17 protein-coding genes are annotated in these 15,070 nt (G+C 51.5%); 14 read left to right on the top strand and 3 right to left on the bottom strand.

Going from position 1 to position 15,070, the window contains the following annotated elements:
* Position 1: 1 nt before the first annotated feature.
* Together A0129_RS06555 and A0129_RS06550 are read left to right on the top strand one after the other, a co-directional pair.
* Entirely contained in the window at positions 2-265 is a 264-nt protein-coding gene (locus tag A0129_RS06555; protein WP_171098937.1) for a hypothetical protein, read from the top strand.
* Positions 266-277: 12 nt separating this feature from the next.
* Complete coding sequence (locus tag A0129_RS06550) at positions 278-1,354, top strand: formate dehydrogenase subunit gamma (RefSeq protein ID WP_291713504.1); 1,077 nt, start codon at positions 278-280, stop codon at positions 1,352-1,354.
* 246 nt (positions 1,355-1,600) lie between these two features.
* Here A0129_RS06550 and A0129_RS06545 read toward each other — a convergent pair whose 3' ends face one another.
* The gene (locus tag A0129_RS06545; RefSeq protein ID WP_291713503.1) at positions 1,601-4,564 is read right to left on the bottom strand and encodes an Rne/Rng family ribonuclease; all 2,964 of its coding nucleotides are present in this window, start codon (positions 4,562-4,564) and stop codon (positions 1,601-1,603) included.
* Between the two features lie 420 nt (positions 4,565-4,984).
* On the opposite strand from A0129_RS06545, the gene A0129_RS06540 reads away from it, so the two are divergent.
* The 4 genes from A0129_RS06540 to A0129_RS06525 are packed head-to-tail and all read left to right on the top strand — an operon-like array spanning position 4,985 to position 7,994.
* Positions 4,985-5,992 (top strand): RluA family pseudouridine synthase, encoded by a 1,008-nt coding sequence (locus A0129_RS06540; protein WP_291713501.1) that lies wholly within the window; start codon positions 4,985-4,987, stop codon positions 5,990-5,992.
* Positions 5,989-6,648, top strand: a complete 660-nt coding sequence (locus A0129_RS06535; RefSeq protein ID WP_291713499.1) for an HAD-IIIA family hydrolase — start codon at positions 5,989-5,991, stop codon at positions 6,646-6,648. The genes A0129_RS06540 and A0129_RS06535 overlap by 4 nt, the downstream gene beginning before the upstream one ends.
* A gap of 9 nt (positions 6,649-6,657) precedes the next feature.
* Entirely contained in the window at positions 6,658-7,035 is a 378-nt protein-coding gene (locus A0129_RS06530; protein ID WP_291713497.1) for a Rieske 2Fe-2S domain-containing protein, read from the top strand.
* A 2-nt stretch (positions 7,036-7,037) separates the two neighbouring features.
* A complete protein-coding gene (locus tag A0129_RS06525) occupies positions 7,038-7,994 on the top strand; it encodes a S49 family peptidase (protein ID WP_291713495.1) in 957 nt (318 codons plus the stop codon).
* A gap of 14 nt (positions 7,995-8,008) precedes the next feature.
* Here the strand turns inward: A0129_RS06525 and A0129_RS06520 are convergent, their stop codons facing one another.
* Together A0129_RS06520 and A0129_RS06515 are read right to left on the bottom strand one after the other, a co-directional pair.
* Positions 8,009-8,704, bottom strand: coding sequence for an SAM-dependent methyltransferase (locus A0129_RS06520; RefSeq protein WP_291713493.1), 696 nt, complete (start codon positions 8,702-8,704; stop codon positions 8,009-8,011).
* A gap of 1 nt (position 8,705) precedes the next feature.
* Positions 8,706-9,287 (bottom strand): Maf family nucleotide pyrophosphatase, encoded by a 582-nt coding sequence (locus tag A0129_RS06515; RefSeq protein ID WP_291713491.1) that lies wholly within the window; start codon positions 9,285-9,287, stop codon positions 8,706-8,708.
* A 74-nt stretch (positions 9,288-9,361) separates the two neighbouring features.
* Here A0129_RS06515 and A0129_RS06510 point away from each other — a divergent pair, with 74 nt between their 5' ends.
* From A0129_RS06510 to A0129_RS06475, 8 genes are all read left to right on the top strand, one after another.
* Positions 9,362-9,952 (top strand): YceD family protein, encoded by a 591-nt coding sequence (locus A0129_RS06510; RefSeq protein WP_291713489.1) that lies wholly within the window; start codon positions 9,362-9,364, stop codon positions 9,950-9,952.
* 24 nt (positions 9,953-9,976) lie between these two features.
* Entirely contained in the window at positions 9,977-10,159 is a 183-nt protein-coding gene (gene rpmF / locus A0129_RS06505; protein ID WP_008249122.1) for a 50S ribosomal protein L32, read from the top strand.
* 65 nt (positions 10,160-10,224) lie between these two features.
* Positions 10,225-11,307, top strand: a complete 1,083-nt coding sequence (gene plsX, locus A0129_RS06500) for a phosphate acyltransferase PlsX (protein WP_291713487.1) — start codon at positions 10,225-10,227, stop codon at positions 11,305-11,307.
* Positions 11,307-12,284 (top strand): beta-ketoacyl-ACP synthase III, encoded by a 978-nt coding sequence (locus A0129_RS06495; protein WP_291713485.1) that lies wholly within the window; start codon positions 11,307-11,309, stop codon positions 12,282-12,284. The genes plsX and A0129_RS06495 overlap by 1 nt, the downstream gene beginning before the upstream one ends.
* A gap of 37 nt (positions 12,285-12,321) precedes the next feature.
* Complete coding sequence (gene fabD, locus A0129_RS06490) at positions 12,322-13,266, top strand: ACP S-malonyltransferase (RefSeq protein ID WP_291713483.1); 945 nt, start codon at positions 12,322-12,324, stop codon at positions 13,264-13,266.
* Between the two features lie 13 nt (positions 13,267-13,279).
* A complete protein-coding gene (gene fabG, locus A0129_RS06485; protein WP_291713481.1) occupies positions 13,280-14,032 on the top strand; it encodes a 3-oxoacyl-ACP reductase FabG in 753 nt (250 codons plus the stop codon).
* A gap of 82 nt (positions 14,033-14,114) precedes the next feature.
* Positions 14,115-14,354, top strand: a complete 240-nt coding sequence (acpP, locus tag A0129_RS06480; RefSeq protein WP_008249131.1) for an acyl carrier protein — start codon at positions 14,115-14,117, stop codon at positions 14,352-14,354.
* A gap of 84 nt (positions 14,355-14,438) precedes the next feature.
* Positions 14,439-15,070 (top strand): beta-ketoacyl synthase N-terminal-like domain-containing protein (locus A0129_RS06475; protein WP_291713479.1); only part of this gene is annotated, 632 nt, incomplete at its 3' end.

Raw genomic sequence — 15,070 nt, 5'->3', positions numbered from 1 at the left:
TATGGCGCTTCGCGGCAAGTTGATTCTTTCCGGGGCCTTCGCGGGCCTTATCTTGGTCACTGGCTGTTCACCCTTGGAAGACGCCAACAACGGCAAGGGGTATGCAGGCAAGGCTGATACACCAGCATTTGAAACAGGCGGCGGTCAGTATACTGCCGGCGGTTTCAAGGCAGGCGACAAGGAAAGCTGGCAAGAAACCCTGAACGTCCGAGCCAAAGCCCAGAACGAGTATGTTCGTACTGGCGACTCGGCAAAGGCCCAATAAGGAGAGTCAATCATGACACATTCAACCATTCGGGCCGCTGCAAATCCGGGTCTGAACAAGGCCTTCGTGGCTTTGTTCATGGCCATGGTATTTGCCGTGTGCTCACTTTGGTCAATGGGGGCCATGGCGCAAGATGCTTCTGAACGCTCACAAGCGCAGGTTCAAAAGCAACAAACGCAGCCCCTCAACAACTCGCCAGTGTGGGAAGACGTTGCGTCTGGTGAATCGTTCACTACCGTGATCAAAGGTCGTGAAACTGGTGTGTTGATCAATAAAAGCGGTGAAACATGGCGTCAAATCCGCAATGACTGGATTTCTTACTACGGCGGCTGGGCTGTTGCGGTAATTTTCCTGTTGATTGTGGGTGCTCACTTGGTGAAAGGCCCTGTCAAGTTGCCAGAGCCACGCACTGGCAGGTTGATCGAGCGTTTTACATCGGCTGAGCGTGTGGCCCACTGGACCATGGCATTCAGCTTCGTGGCACTCGCCTTGACCGGCTTGCTGTTGATGTTTGGCAAGTATGTGTTGGCGCCTTGGATGGGGCTTACGCTTAACTCTTGGCTCGCTTCCATCAGCATTGTGATTCACAACTTCGTGGGTCCATTGTTCGCAGTCAGCGTGATTGTGTTCTTCATCATGTATGTGAAGGACAACATGCCTGAGAAGAATGACATTGAGTGGCTGAAGAAGGGTGGCGGTTTGTTCGGCCACGCGCCTGCAGGTCGCTTCAACATGGGTGAAAAGATCTGGTTCTGGGGCGGTGTGACGGTACTTGGTATCGTCGTGTCCACCACGGGGCTGATCCTGAACTTCCCCAACTTCGACCAGGAACGCCTGCTGATGCAACAATCACACGTGATTCATGCCAGTGCCGCACTGTTGTTCATCATCATGTCCATGGGCCACATTTACATTGGCTCTATTGGCATGGAAGGTGCTCTGGAAGCGATGCGTGATGGCTATGTGGATGAAACATGGGCAAAGGCTCACCACGATGCTTGGTACGATGACATCAAGTCCGGCAAGATTTCGCCGGTGCGTTCCAAGGAAGGCGCAACCGCCATGGGTTCTCAGGTCATGGCGCAATAAAAGTTACTCTCATCTTGAGATGCCTTTAGAGCAACACAAAACCCACTCAATAACGAGTGGGTTTTTTTATCGATTAAACAAAAAGCCCGATGAATACTGCTCTCATCGGGCTTTTTGTTTGAATGTTGTCGAGTGGCGGTTGACTGCTTAGCGAACCACTCACACTTCACCGCATCTAGAGACTTTCGTGCTGCACCTGTACACCCATGCGGCAGTGACTGATGGTCACAGCCGCATCACTTCATCTTAGTTGGAACCGCTTCTAAACTCAGGCTTGGTTTCAACCAGTACCAGGTTCTCGCTTGCAATTTGAACAACTGGTTTGCGTTCACGAGGAACACGAACAGGTTTGGGTGCTGCCGCCAGGTTGGATTGAACCACTGACCATTTTTCGTGATCAGTTTCAACCCACAGCATGCCAGCGCTGCTCAGCATTTGTTCCAGTTCAGCCTTATTCAACTGTGCTGTTGGCTGGGGTGGGGCTGCTTTGCTCACCACCTCGTTATCAACAACGGGCGTTGGCTGGGCTGTGGTGTCTGCCCCAGCTTCAGTCAGGGTTTCTGATGCCTGGACTGGGGCGGCAATGACATCAGATTCCGTGACCGGTGTTGAGACGGCTTCCGATTCAACCACGACTGGATCAGCGTCCTGAACTTGGCTTACCGCCGCGATCACTGATTGCACCGCCTGTACATCTGCGATAGCTACGTTGGACTCATCAGGGTTGTTCTCGGTGGAACCCATTTGAGTAGGTTCAGCAGGTAAGCCCATTTCCGAAACATGCATGCCAGTAGCTGCAATTGGCTGGTCACCTATTGCATCCGCAACTTCATCGGGCTTGTCCAGCAAAGTTTCTGAATTCTGTCCGGTTTCAGCGTTATCACGTGCAGCACCGTCACGATTGCCACCACGACCACGGCGACGACGACGGCGACGTGGCTCATCTCCACCCGTTTCTTCATCACTGCCGTACGACATGGTTTCAGCAATCTTGTTGGCCAGCTCTTCGTCTTCTGCTGAGTCTGCGGCCTGGAATGCGTCTTCGGATTGCATCGCAGCCTGATCCACAGATGTGCTGGTTTCACCTTCGCCCGCACCGCGGCCTCCACGACCGCGACGGCGGCGGCGGCGACCGCCAGTGCGTTCGCTTTGTTCGGCAGATGACTCGGCCGAATCGCCAGCCACAGCCTCGACGGCCGCCAAAGGTTTCACTTCCAGAACCTCGGCGCCGGCAGCGCGTTCATCGCGTGGTTTGCCTCTGCCACCACGATTCGGTTGCCCGGCACTTGTTTGTTGGGCATCGGAGGCCTTGACCTCGTCACCAGAGGATGTGTTTGTGGCCTCATCGTCACGACCGCGCCCACCACGTCGGCGATTTCTTCCACCGCGCCCATTGCGTTGATCGTTGCGATCTCCCTGGGAACGGTTCTGTCCCCGGCCAGTGCGATCATTGGACTTTTGTTCAATCACCACTGCCGGTATTTCTGCTGTGGTGCCTCGCTTGAACCAGCTGATTATTCGCTGAATCAAGGAAGGGCCAGCGGGTGCTGCAGCCACAACAGCCAGTTCAGCCTTTGGCTTGCGTTCCTGGTGGGGTGGGGCAGGCTGGGTTGGAATGACGCCTTTGATCACCGCTTCTTGACGTTTTACCGCTTCGCCTTCGGTTTTCTTGTCGTAGTAGCTTTGTTCGTCTTTGGATGTAGCCAGTTCAAAACTCTGACGCGGATCCTCCAGGCGTTCATCGTCATGGCGCAAGCGGGTAATTTCATAGTGTGGTGTTTCCAAGTGTTTGTTTGGAATCAACAGCACATTGACCTTCAAGCGCGCTTCCAGTTTGTAAATTTCTGAACGCTTTTCGTTCAGAAGAAACGTAGCCACATCGACCGGAACCTGCACGTGCACGCTGGCGGTGCCTTCTTTCATGGCTTCTTCTTGCAGAATGCGCAGTACATGCAGCGCTGTGCTTTCTGTGTCGCGAATCACACCCGTGCCGTTGCAGCGTGGGCAAGTGGTGTGCGAGCCTTCATTCAGGGCAGGGCGAATGCGTTGACGGCTTAGTTCCATCAGGCCGAAACGGCTGATCTTGCCCATTTGCACACGTGCACGGTCAAAATGCAGACTGTCTTTAACCCGGTTTTCCACTTCTTTCTGGTTGCTGGCTTTTTCCATGTCGATGAAATCGATCACGATCAGGCCACCCAAGTCGCGCAAGCGCAACTGACGGGCTACTTCTTCCGCTGCTTCCAGGTTGGTACGAAGGGCAGTGTCTTCAATGTCGGTGCCGCGGGTAGAGCGGGCCGAGTTCACGTCAATCGATACCAAGGCTTCCGTGTGATCGATGACGATGGCTCCGCCCGAAGGCAGGGGAACCATGCGGCTGTAGGCGGTTTCAATTTGGTGTTCAATCTGGAAACGACTGAACAAGGGGATATCATCGCGATAGCGCTTCACCAAATTCATCATGTCAGGCATCACATGCTGCATGAATTGTTTGGCTTGGTCGTAAATTTCATCGGTGTCGATGAGCACTTCGCCGATATCAGGGCTGAAATAATCGCGAATGGCGCGAATAACAAGGCTGCTTTCCTGGTAAATCAGGAATGCGCCGTTGGCAGATTTCCCGGCCCCGTCGATGGCAGTCCAGAGTTGCAACAGGTAATTTAAGTCCCACTGCAATTCTTCTACCGAGCGGCCGATACCGGCTGTACGAGCAATAATGCTCATTCCTTTGGGGTATTCAAGCTTGTCGAGCGCTTCACGCAGTTCCTGCCGTTCTTCACCTTCAATACGACGGGAAACGCCTCCTCCGCGGGGGTTGTTGGGCATCAGTACCAAATAACGGCCAGCCAGTGAAATGAAAGTGGTCAGGGCCGCGCCCTTGTTGCCACGTTCCTCTTTTTCAACCTGAACAAATAGCTCCTGGCCTTCTTTGACGACGTCTTGAATACGGGCTTTCCCGGCTTCAACGCCTTCCTTGAAATATTGTCGGGAAATTTCCTTGAAAGGCAGAAAACCGTGTCGGTCCTCGCCGTAGTTGACGAAACAGGCTTCAAGACTAGGTTCTACTCGGGTAATTACACCCTTGTAAATATTGCTTTTCCGTTGTTCACGGCCCGCAGTTTCGATGTCAATGTCGATAAGTTTCTGGCCGTCGACAATCGCGACCCGCAACTCTTCTGAATGAGTTGCGTTAAATAACATGCGCTTCATGCACACTCCAATGGCACCGCAGTGCGAAAAGAGATGCTGAAAAAGCGGAAGGAACAAAGAGATTCAAAAACGAATACAACAATGCGCCACTCGGATATAACCAAGAGCGGCGATTAAACTAAGGCATTGATATTTAATAATAAATATTGGTTCAAATTTCACCTGCGTAAGGTGGGCCTGCGTCGTTTTTGTTAGTACCCAGCGCTTCTTGTGCGCGCTGGTGCGTAAAATTCTTTGTTTCCAGCTTAAGGCGGGCATTCAGCCGCGCGCCTCTTTTTCAGCCATCATTGCCACCATCCAGGGTAGGCGGCACACCCACTAAATAAAATCGCCATGGGGCGTATCCAGAAGTGATTTCGGACGCTTCCCAAGCGATAATCCGATTATATGCTGAACCCGCCCAATTGGTAAAACAAAGAATTGAAAACACAGGAAAAACCCAATCCAGACAGGGCTGTTTTGCTCGAAATTGACGAAAAACATCAAAACCAGCGACTGGACAACTTTTTGTGCAGCGTCTGCAAAGGCGTACCCAAAAGCCATGTTTTTCGAATTATCCGGTCGGGAGAGGTGCGAATCAACAGAAAGCGTGCAGAGGCTAAAACCAAGCTGTGTGTGGGTGATGTGGTACGTATTCCTCCAATTCAAGTACTGGAAAAACAGACACTTGAATCTCTTTCATCAAGTAACACTGTAAATAAAGCACAGCTGTTAAGAACCGCCGCTGAAATACCCGTGTTGTTTGAAGATGAACATTTGCTGGTGGTCAACAAGCCTTCTGGCATGGCAGTTCACGGTGGTTCGGGCTCAAGCTTTGGATTAATTGAATGTATTCGGGCACTTAGGTCTGAAACCCATCAAGATTTGGAGCTTGTTCACCGCATTGACCGTGAAACGTCGGGAATCTTGATTATTTCTAAAAAGCGTAGCGCTCTCAGAATCTTACAGGAACAACTGAGAGCTCGATCTTGGAAGAAGTACTACCAAACCTTGGTACTCGGACGTTGGCCAACGACACTTCGACAAGTTGATCTACCTTTACTGAAAACTCAGGCGGGTGAGAAGGAAGCAAGGGTTTTTGTCGATGAGAATGGGGATAAGGCTTTAACAAAGTTCAAGATAATTCAGGAGTATAAATCGAATTACTCACTTTTTACTTTAATTCAGGCGCAAATTTTGACTGGACGGACTCACCAGATCAGGGTGCACACCAGTGCCAACAAGTTTCCAATTGCTGGCGATGATCGCTACGGAAATTTTGAAATGAACAAACAATTGGCCAGACATGGCCTGAAACGCATGTTTTTGCACGCAGCACGCTTGCAGCTGGTTCATCCGGCTTCAAATGAAACTATAGTACTAGAGGCTCCTTTGGCCCCCGAATTGAACAGTTTTTTAAAATCGTTACAGGCAGTACAAAGCAGATGACCTACAAAATGGTGGTGTTTGATTGGGATGGCACCATACTCGACTCAACCGGTGCGATTACGCGCTCCATTCAGAGAGCCTGTCTAGATGCCGGCTTGCCTGATCCCGGCGAGGAGATTGCCTCTTATGTCATCGGTTTGGGCTTGAGTGATGCGTTACGCCATGCAGCCCCCGGAGCAAGCGAGGCCCAAATTGGCCTGCTGGTTGAAAGCTACCGCAAGCACTACCTCAGCAAAGATCACGAGTTGGAATTGTTTACCGGTGCCGTTCCCCTTCTTAAACAACTGAATGAAATGGGGGTTATTTGCACAGTGGCCACGGGTAAAAGCAGGCAAGGCCTGAACCGCGCCATGGCGAACTCTGATACAGCTCGTTATTTCATGAGTTCACGTTGCGCAGACGAATGTCACAGCAAACCCCATCCTCAAATGATTTTGGAGTTGATGGAGGAGTTCAATACAGACCCAGCACATGTGGTCATGATCGGTGATACGACGCACGATCTGAATATGGCTCAAGCCGCTGGCGTGCACGCCTTGTCGGTTCAGACAGGCGCTCACCCACCCAAATTACTGAATCAAGTGCCTCATCTGGAGTCTTTTCGTTCAATCAATGAGTTGGCCCCTTGGCTCATTCAAACAATCTCAGCCCGCTAATCAATCAATATGCAGCAAATTCAGGTATGTCAATCCAGTGAACTAGAAGAGGGCGGCACAAGCTACCGCTTCAGGGTTTTGTATAACAACGAGGAAACCACTGCATTCGTGGTACGTGTTGATGATGCAGTGAGGTGTTTTTTGAATCGTTGTTCCCATGTACCCGTTGAACTTGACTGGAATTATGGCGAATTTCTCGACGATTCTGGTCGAATTGTGGTGTGTGCCACTCACGGTGCCAGTTACGACGCCACCGACGGCAGTTGCTTGGGTGGCCCATGTGACGGTAACCCGTTGGTGCGATTGAATGTAGAAGAGAAAAACGGTGTCGTGTACTGGACCCCTACTGAGCTGATTACGGTGCCGGCCGATGGTATTGAGGATTGAATATGAGTGATGAAAACAATCAATGGGAGCGAAAGCTTCTGGAAAAGCTGGCCTCCGAAGCGTTGGTTGAGCAACGAAGAAAGAGACGTTGGGGCATCTTTTTCAAGTTGATCGGTTTGGTGTATGTGGGTATTTTAATTGCCTCAGTGCTGGGGTTTACCGCCACGCCCAGCCTTGAAGTCAGCCGACACACTGCACTGGTGGATCTAGATGGTGTCATTTCCAGTGATAGCCTGGCCAGCGCTGACAGAATAAACTCCAGCCTCAGAGCGGCGTTTGAAAGTGAAGGCTCTGTCGGTGTCATTCTCCGAATCAATAGCCCCGGCGGTAGCCCCGTTCAGGCTGGCCTGATCAACGACGAGATCAAGCGTCTTCGCGCCAAGTATCCCGACAAACCCTTTTATGCAGTAGTAGAAGAGGTCTGTGCCTCGGGTGGATATTACGTCGCGGCGGCAGCTGACAAAATTTTTGTGGATAAAGCCAGTTTGGTGGGCTCCATTGGGGTGGTGATGAATGGTTTCGGCTTCACAGGAACGATGGAGAAACTGGGCGTCGAACGCCGTTTGATCACATCTGGCGAAAACAAGGGTTTTCTGGATCCTTTCAGTGAAGCAGATCCCTACCAGACTGAATTCGCCAAGCAAATGGCAGAGGAAATTCACAAACAGTTTATCGAGGTAGTTAAAGAAGGTCGAGGTGAAAAGCTGCAACAGAACCCCGAATTGTTCAGTGGTTTGGTCTGGACTGGCGCAAAGAGTGTTGAGTTAGGCTTGGCAGACGAATTAGGGTCGATTGATACCGTTGCGCGTGATGTGCTGAAGGCCGAAGATATTCTGGACTACACCGAGCAAGATTCATTTGCGGAGCGTTTTGCTCAGCGGGTGGGTGTTGTGTTTGGTCAGGGTGTTCGCAGTGTGTTTCCAGAGCTCGGGCTTAAGCAAACCCTTGGTTTTCAGTAAAAGAGTTGAACAAATCAGGCTGACAACCACAAAAACAGACAGGGTGACTTGCCTGGCGTAGGCATCCGTTTTTTCCATTGTTCAACAGTTTTGGTTTGTATTTGCTGCTCGTCGCCTGTCAAGTCCCAGCCTATGCAAAGCAAGGTTGAGTCAGAAAGCTGTTTCAGAAGTGCCTCAATCAGTTTGTCATTTCTGAATGGTGTTTCGATAACGATTTGAGTGCAGCGTTGCGTCCTGGACTCTCGCTCCGTCTGTTTTATCCATGCATCACGCTGCCCCGGGTCCAAGGGCGGGTATCCGTAAAAGCGGAAGTTTTGTCCATTCAAGCCACTTCCCATGAGCGCCAATAAAATAGAGCTTGGACCTACCAAAGGGTGAACCGGGCATCCCAGTCGGTGCGCGAGACCTACAATCTCGGCGCCTGGGTCTGCCACGCCGGGGCAGCCTGCGTCACTCATCACCGCAATTGGTTCCCCTGCCTTGCAGCGTTGCACGATATCTTGGCGTTGCTGGGGATTTAGTTGCGCGATTTCAAATATTTGCAGATCCCGAATGGCCGTGGGCATATTGAAATGCCCTAGGGCAGCCCTAGCCGGTTTTGCGTTCTCTACCAGCCAGGTGTTGCATTGCCGCACCAAGGGCAGGTCGGCCTCCAGTAAAGGCAGTTTTGGAGTTTTCTGGCTTAGCGGGCTCGGAACTAAATAAAGCATGTCAAGGAAGAGTGATTTCGAATTGCCGAAGTGCGTTGGCCACCTCGATCAAAGGCAGCCCTATCAGGGCAGTCGGGTCACTTGACTCAATTCGCTTGAGTAGCGATATGCCCAAGCCTTCACTTTTTGCTGAACCTGCGCAATCATAAGGCTCTTCCGCAATGAGGTAACGTTCAATTTCAGCGGAATTCAATTCCCGAAATTCCACTGAAGTGGGCACTGTAAACTCCACAGCTTGAGAGGTTTCATGACAGTAAATGCAGACGGCGGTATGAAACACAATTGTCTTCCCGCTCATGCTTCGCAATTGTGCACGGGCTCTATCATGGGTGCCGGGCTTGCTAATGGCCACGCCATCCACGTCTGCCACCTGGTCTGATCCTATGACAATTGCAGTCGGGTGCTCGGCGGCCACTGCCATGGCTTTTTCCCGAGCGAGACGCGTGCAGGTTTCCAAGGGAGATTCATTGGGTTCCGGGGATTCATCAATTTGAGGCGATTCGCATCTGAAACTGATTTGCAGGCGAGTCAGCAGCTCACGGCGATACTTGGAACTGGAAGCTAGATACAGTGAACGGGTCATTTGGATAGCGCGCTGGCTTTGACAGATTACGTTAGGCAGAGTATTATCGCGCGTTTCCTGCTTTTCTTATCGGCATGCGCCAAAAAGGCCCATTAAAACAGTTTGAAGAATTCGACGCTTGGTCGTTTTCTCGCTTGGGCGAAAGCATCTGCAGCGAAGATGTGAAGTTTGATTTCCCAAGGCTGGCAAGCGATGAAAACATTCTGTCCAGTCACGTCGCTTATTGGGAGGTTTCCGGGCGAATCAACGCCAAGTCTGAGAGCGTAATTCGGTTCAAAGGCCGTTTTACCGCAGAGCTTTCTTGTGTAGTGTGTGGTTCAGGTGTGCAGAACGTCATTGACTTTGATCGTCATTTGATTTTGATGACGTCAGAGACGCAGGCGGACAGCTATGATGAGGACACGCTCGATGAGGACACTGACGTTGTTGCATGTCCGGGTGCGATAAACTTGCGAGATTGGCTGGAAGACGAGATTTTGTTGGCATGCCCTATGTTTCCCAAGCATGATGCCTGCGCTGAATTAGCGGGGCGAAGCTGGCGAGAAGAGGGGGCCGACATGCAAGATACTGACGACTATCAGGATGACACTGCTGATGGTCAAACACAGGAAGTACAGCGTCCCTTTGCTAACCTGGGCGATTTGCTCAAGGGTGGCAAGAAGTAACACTTTTATACATGGAGCTTTAAAATGGCCGTTCAACAGAACAAAAAATCACCCTCAAAGCGTGGAATGCACCGCTCACACCAGAACCTGACAGCGCCCACCTTGTCCGCTGACTCATCATCTGGTGAAACACACCTGCGCCACCACATCAGCCCCAACGGCATGTATCGTGGCAAGAAAGTGGTAAAAACCAAAGCTGACGAGTAATTAATTACAAATCAACAAGGCAACTGCAGTCATGTTGCCATGAAAACCAAAAGGTCTAAGAACGGATGGTTCGCATAGCAATTGATTGCATGGGTGGAGACCACGGTTTGTCGGTCACCGTCCCGGCCTGTTTGCGCTTTCTCAAACAGCACCCCGACGTTCAGCTTGTGCTCGTCGGAAAGCAGGCTGAAATAGAGGCGGCCCTGGCCAAGAAAAAAGCGCTGGAGCATCCCCAGATCACGATCCGTCACGCCAGTGAGGTGGTTGAGATGGACGAGCCTCCCGCACAGGCCTTGCGCAACAAGAAAGACTCATCTATTCGAGTATGCGCCAACCTGGTAAAAGACGGGTTGGCATCCGCGTTCGTCAGTGCTGGCAATACAGGTGCGCTGATGGCTATTTCCCGTTTTGTACTCAAAACCCTTGATAGCATTGATCGACCCGCAATTGCCTCGGCCTTGCCCAACATGAAAGGCAAGGGCACGCTAATGCTCGATCTGGGAGCCAACGTAGACTGCGAACCGGCCCATTTGTTTCAGTTCGCTGTCATGGGATCAGCCTTCGTGAAAGGCACTGAGGGAATTGAAAGGCCCACAGTAGGTTTGCTGAATATTGGTGAGGAAGTGATCAAGGGCAATGATGTGGTTAAAAAGGCCTCGGAATTGCTGCGCGCCAGTGAGTTGAACTTCTATGGCAACGTGGAAGGTAATGATATTTACAAAGGCACCACCGACGTAGTGGTGTGTGACGGTTTTGTGGGCAATGTAGCCCTCAAAACCTCTGAGGGCCTGGCACAAATGCTGGGCGATATAATCAAGACAGAGTTCAAGAGAGGCCTGTGGCCCAAAGTTGCTGCAGTATTTGCGGCGCCAGTGTTGCTTCGATTCAAAAAAAGGGTGGACCACCGCCGCTACAACGGAGCTGCATTGCTTGGGCTGAAAGGGATTGTGATCAAAAGCCATGGCTCGGCAGATGCCTATGCCTTCTTCTATGCGATCAAGCGAGCTTACGATGCAGCCAACGGCAATTTGCTGGATAGCATCAGGCTCACCATGTCGCACTATGTGCCATTGGCCGCCCCAGCGACCAATGGTAATCAAGAGGCAGCAACTGCACTAGTCGAGGCAAAACCAGACCAAGTGATTTAATGTCTCAATACAGTGCAATCCTTGGCACCGGCGCAAGCCTGCCAAGGCGTGCGGTTTCAAATCAGGAGTTGACTGAGTTTCTGGCCAAGAAAGGCGTGGAAACCAGTGCCGAATGGATTGAAACGCGCACCGGGATCAAGCAAAGATATCTTTGCGAAGCCGATGAAACAAACTGTCAAATGGCCAGCAAGGCTGCCTTGCAGGCTCTGAAAGCTGCAGGCGTTCTTCCAGATCAAGTGGACTTGATCGTGTTGGCCACCTCAACCCCCGATCAGGTTTTCCCATCCACAGCCTGTGCGGTTCAAGCCGAAATTGGCGCCAAAAAAGCCATGGCCTTCGACATTCAGGCCGTGTGCAGTGGCTTCGTCTATGCGTTGACTGTTGCAGATTCCATGATCCGTTCCGGTCAGGTGGGTAATGCACTGGTCATCGGTTCGGAGGTGTTTAGCCGCCTGATGGACTGGAATGATCGCACCACTTGCGTGTTGTTTGGCGATGGTGCTGGCGCGGTATTCATTCAAGCCAGTTCTGAGCCGGGAATATTAGGCTGTAAGTTGCACTCCGACGGCACCCTTGGCTGTATTTTGAACACCACTGGCCGCATTGAAGGCGGGAAAATTGTGGGAGATCCGTTTCTACGCATGGATGGTCAAGCCGTGTTCCGCCAAGCGGTGTCAGTGTTGGGCAGCAATGCGCTTGAGTTATTTGAAAGCCTTGACTTCAGGCTCGAGGACCTCGATTTCCTGGTTCCGCACCAAGCCAACGTGAGAATTTTGCATTTCGTTGCGAAAAAATTGAAGCTTCCTGAAGAAAGGGTTGTCATCACTGTCGGCATGCACGGAAACACGTCTGCCGCCTCGGTTCCCTTGGCTTTGAACCATGCAATTGAGCAAAAACAGATTAAAAAAGGCGATAACGTGCTGTTACAGGGTGTCGGGGGCGGTTTTACATGGGGCAGCGTGCTCGTTCGCATGTAAAATAGCGCAAATTGCAAATTAGATGAATTCCTCGAAAATGACAAAGAAAATTGCCTTCCTGTTTCCTGGGCAGGGTTCCCAAGCTGTCGGCATGTTGAACGCATTCAAAAGCAACAGCGCAACTGCCAGTTTGTACACCACGACAGCGCTCGAGGCCCAACAGGCATTGGGGCAAGATCTTGCAGCTTTAATTGAACAAGGTCCCGCAGAATCTCTCAATTTGACGACCAACACGCAGCCGGCCATGTTAATGGCTGATGTGCTTGTGTTGCGCGCTTGGCTAGCCGCGGGTGGTAGTGCACCCGATTTGGTGGCAGGCCACTCTTTGGGTGAATATGCTGCTTTGGTGGCTGCGGGCGTGTTCAGCTTTTCCGAGGGGTTGGGGCTGGTTCGCATTCGTGCCCAAGCCATGCAAGAGGCGGTTCCTGTCGGGCAAGGCGGTATGGCCGCCATTTTGGGTCTGACCGATGAGCAAGTAATCCAAGCCTGTCAGCAGGCCTGTGTGAATGGGGAAGTGGCCGAGGCCGTGAATTTCAATGCGCCCAGCCAAGTGGTTATCGCAGGCAGTGCACAAGGCGTAAAGGCGGCTTGCGAGGCTGCCAAGGCACTGGGTGCCAAGCGCGCCCTCGAGTTGCCTGTGTCTGCGCCTTTCCATTCAAGCCTGATGAAGCCCGCCTCTGTTAAATTGGCGACAGCTTTGGCCAACACAAACTTCAATTCTCCGGCAGTGCCTGTGTACAACAACATTGATGTGGCTGTAGAATCCGATCCCGCTAGAATTCGTGACGCGCTGGTGCGTCAGGCCTATGGGCCGGTGCGATGGGTTGAAACCATTGAAGCCATGACCGCGGCGGGTGCAACCCTGTTTGTTGAATGCGGACCCGGCAAGGTTTTGGCAGGTTTGGTGAAGCGGATTAGTGATGTGCCTGTAGTCAATATATTTGACCCCGACAGCATTCAAGCAGTGCTTGCTGTGGAATAAGAGGATAAGCCGGATGACCATGTTTGATTTGACTGGAAAAGTGGCCTTGGTAACTGGTGCCAGTCGCGGCATAGGCCGTGAGATCGCAATTACTTTGGGCAAAGCTGGGGCGGCTGTAGTGGGCACTGCGACCTCCGAAGCGGGGGCAGCAGACATCACCGAAGGTCTTAGGGCAGCCGGTGTGAAGGGTTTCGGGGCGTTGCTGAATGTGACTGACTCGGAAAGCCTTGAGCCGTTGTTCACCAGAATTTCCGAAGAACTTGGGCCGTTGGCAATATTGGTGAACAACGCTGGAATTACTCGTGATCAGCTTTCCATGCGAATGAAGGACGAAGATTGGGATGCGGTTATTGCCACGAATCTGTCCGCCGTTTTCAAGTTGTCCAAGCTGGCCATGAAACCCATGATGAAAGCACGCACTGGCCGCATGATTAATATCACTTCGGTGGTAGGCACCAGTGGCAACGCCGGCCAGGCCAATTATGCCGCCGCAAAAGCCGGTGTGGCTGGAATGACAAAAGCGCTGGCACGTGAACTCGGTAGTCGCAATATCACGGTAAACTGTGTGGCGCCCGGGTTCATCCAAACTGACATGACTGATGCACTGAATGAAACTCAGGTAGATCAGTTGAAGCAACAAATCCCGTTGGGCCGTTTGGGGCAGGTAGGTGACATTGCTGCGGCAGTGCTATATCTGGCCAGCGATCAGGCGGGGTATGTGACTGGAACCACATTACACGTGAATGGTGGAATGTGGATGGGCTAATAGCAGGGCATATAGAATATGATCTGTCATATCGCTTTGCTATTCTCACTCGATTTTATTAAAAACCCACGGAGGCTCCGTAATGGAAAACATTGAACAGCGCGTTAAAAAGATTGTGGCCGAGCAGCTCGGCGTAAAGGAAGAGGAAATCAAAAACGAATCTTCTTTCGTAGATGATCTGGGCGCTGATTCCTTGGACACAGTGGAATTGGTCATGGCTTTGGAAGAAGAATTTGAAACAGAAATTCCTGACGAAGAAGCTGAAAAGATCACCACAGTTCAACAAGCGATTGATTACGTTAAGACAAACTCTAAGTCTTAATAGCTGAATTTGAAGAGGTGCGGAGGAAGCCTGTCTTCCTCGGCCTCTGCCTGTTCATGCAAACACAGGATACAGGGAGGGCTTGTGAGCCGTAGACGTGTTGTTATTACCGGTTTGGGCATCATTAGCCCTGTGGGTAATTCTGTTAGCGAGGCTTGGACAAGCCTGACTCAAGGCAAATCCGGCATTTCGACGATTACCAGGTTCGATACCGAGGCCTTGGCAGCAAAAATTGCTGGCGAAGTGAAAGGCTTCGACGTGGCCGATTACATTCCCGGGAAAGAAGCAGCCCGCATGGATACCTTTATCCATTACGGCCTGGCGGCGGGAATTCAGGCTTTCAAAGATTCCGGTCTTGAAGTAACCGAACAAAATTCTGAACGAATTGGTGTGAGCATTGGCTCAGGCATTGGTGGTTTGCCAATGATTGAAGATACGCACACCGATTTGATCAACAAGGGATATCGACGCATTTCCCCGTTCTTCGTGCCTGGCAGCATTATCAACATGATTTCTGGTCACATGTCTATCATGTACGGCCTGAAAGGCCCGAATATTGCCATGGTGACCGCTTGCACAACAGGTACGCATTCAATCGGTGAAGCGGCTCGTATCATTGAGTACGGTGATGCGGACGTGATGATTGCTGGTGGCGCTGAGTCAACCGTTTCACCACTGGGTATTGGCGGGTTTGCTGCCATGCGTGCCTTGTCTAC

Source organism: Limnobacter sp. CACIAM 66H1, from assembly GCF_001601825.1.
In the GTDB taxonomy this organism is placed as follows: Bacteria; Pseudomonadota; Gammaproteobacteria; order Burkholderiales; family Burkholderiaceae_B; genus Limnobacter.
Note: the sequence above shows the minus strand (reverse complement) of the source record. Positions and strands in the feature narration are given on the sequence as shown.

What these genes read in the sequence shown, in the direction of transcription:
- A0129_RS06495 (WP_291713485.1), top strand. Translation starts at nt 11,307, where the DNA reads ATGTCTCAATACAGTGCAATCCTTGGCACCGGCGCAAGCCTGCCAAGG.
- A0129_RS06520 (WP_291713493.1), bottom strand. Translation starts at nt 8,704, where the DNA reads ATGCTTTATTTAGTTCCGAGCCCGCTAAGCCAGAAAACTCCAAAACTG.
- A0129_RS06530 (WP_291713497.1), top strand. Translation starts at nt 6,658, where the DNA reads ATGCAGCAAATTCAGGTATGTCAATCCAGTGAACTAGAAGAGGGCGGC.
- A0129_RS06555 (WP_171098937.1), top strand. Translation starts at nt 2, where the DNA reads ATGGCGCTTCGCGGCAAGTTGATTCTTTCCGGGGCCTTCGCGGGCCTT.
- fabG (WP_291713481.1), top strand. Translation starts at nt 13,280, where the DNA reads ATGACCATGTTTGATTTGACTGGAAAAGTGGCCTTGGTAACTGGTGCC.
- A0129_RS06515 (WP_291713491.1), bottom strand. Translation starts at nt 9,287, where the DNA reads ATGACCCGTTCACTGTATCTAGCTTCCAGTTCCAAGTATCGCCGTGAG.
- rpmF (WP_008249122.1), top strand. Translation starts at nt 9,977, where the DNA reads ATGGCCGTTCAACAGAACAAAAAATCACCCTCAAAGCGTGGAATGCAC.
- acpP (WP_008249131.1), top strand. Translation starts at nt 14,115, where the DNA reads ATGGAAAACATTGAACAGCGCGTTAAAAAGATTGTGGCCGAGCAGCTC.
- A0129_RS06550 (WP_291713504.1), top strand. Translation starts at nt 278, where the DNA reads ATGACACATTCAACCATTCGGGCCGCTGCAAATCCGGGTCTGAACAAG.
- A0129_RS06525 (WP_291713495.1), top strand. Translation starts at nt 7,038, where the DNA reads ATGAGTGATGAAAACAATCAATGGGAGCGAAAGCTTCTGGAAAAGCTG.
- A0129_RS06545 (WP_291713503.1), bottom strand. Translation starts at nt 4,564, where the DNA reads ATGAAGCGCATGTTATTTAACGCAACTCATTCAGAAGAGTTGCGGGTC.
- fabD (WP_291713483.1), top strand. Translation starts at nt 12,322, where the DNA reads ATGACAAAGAAAATTGCCTTCCTGTTTCCTGGGCAGGGTTCCCAAGCT.
- plsX (WP_291713487.1), top strand. Translation starts at nt 10,225, where the DNA reads ATGGTTCGCATAGCAATTGATTGCATGGGTGGAGACCACGGTTTGTCG.
- A0129_RS06510 (WP_291713489.1), top strand. Translation starts at nt 9,362, where the DNA reads ATGCGCCAAAAAGGCCCATTAAAACAGTTTGAAGAATTCGACGCTTGG.
- A0129_RS06535 (WP_291713499.1), top strand. Translation starts at nt 5,989, where the DNA reads ATGACCTACAAAATGGTGGTGTTTGATTGGGATGGCACCATACTCGAC.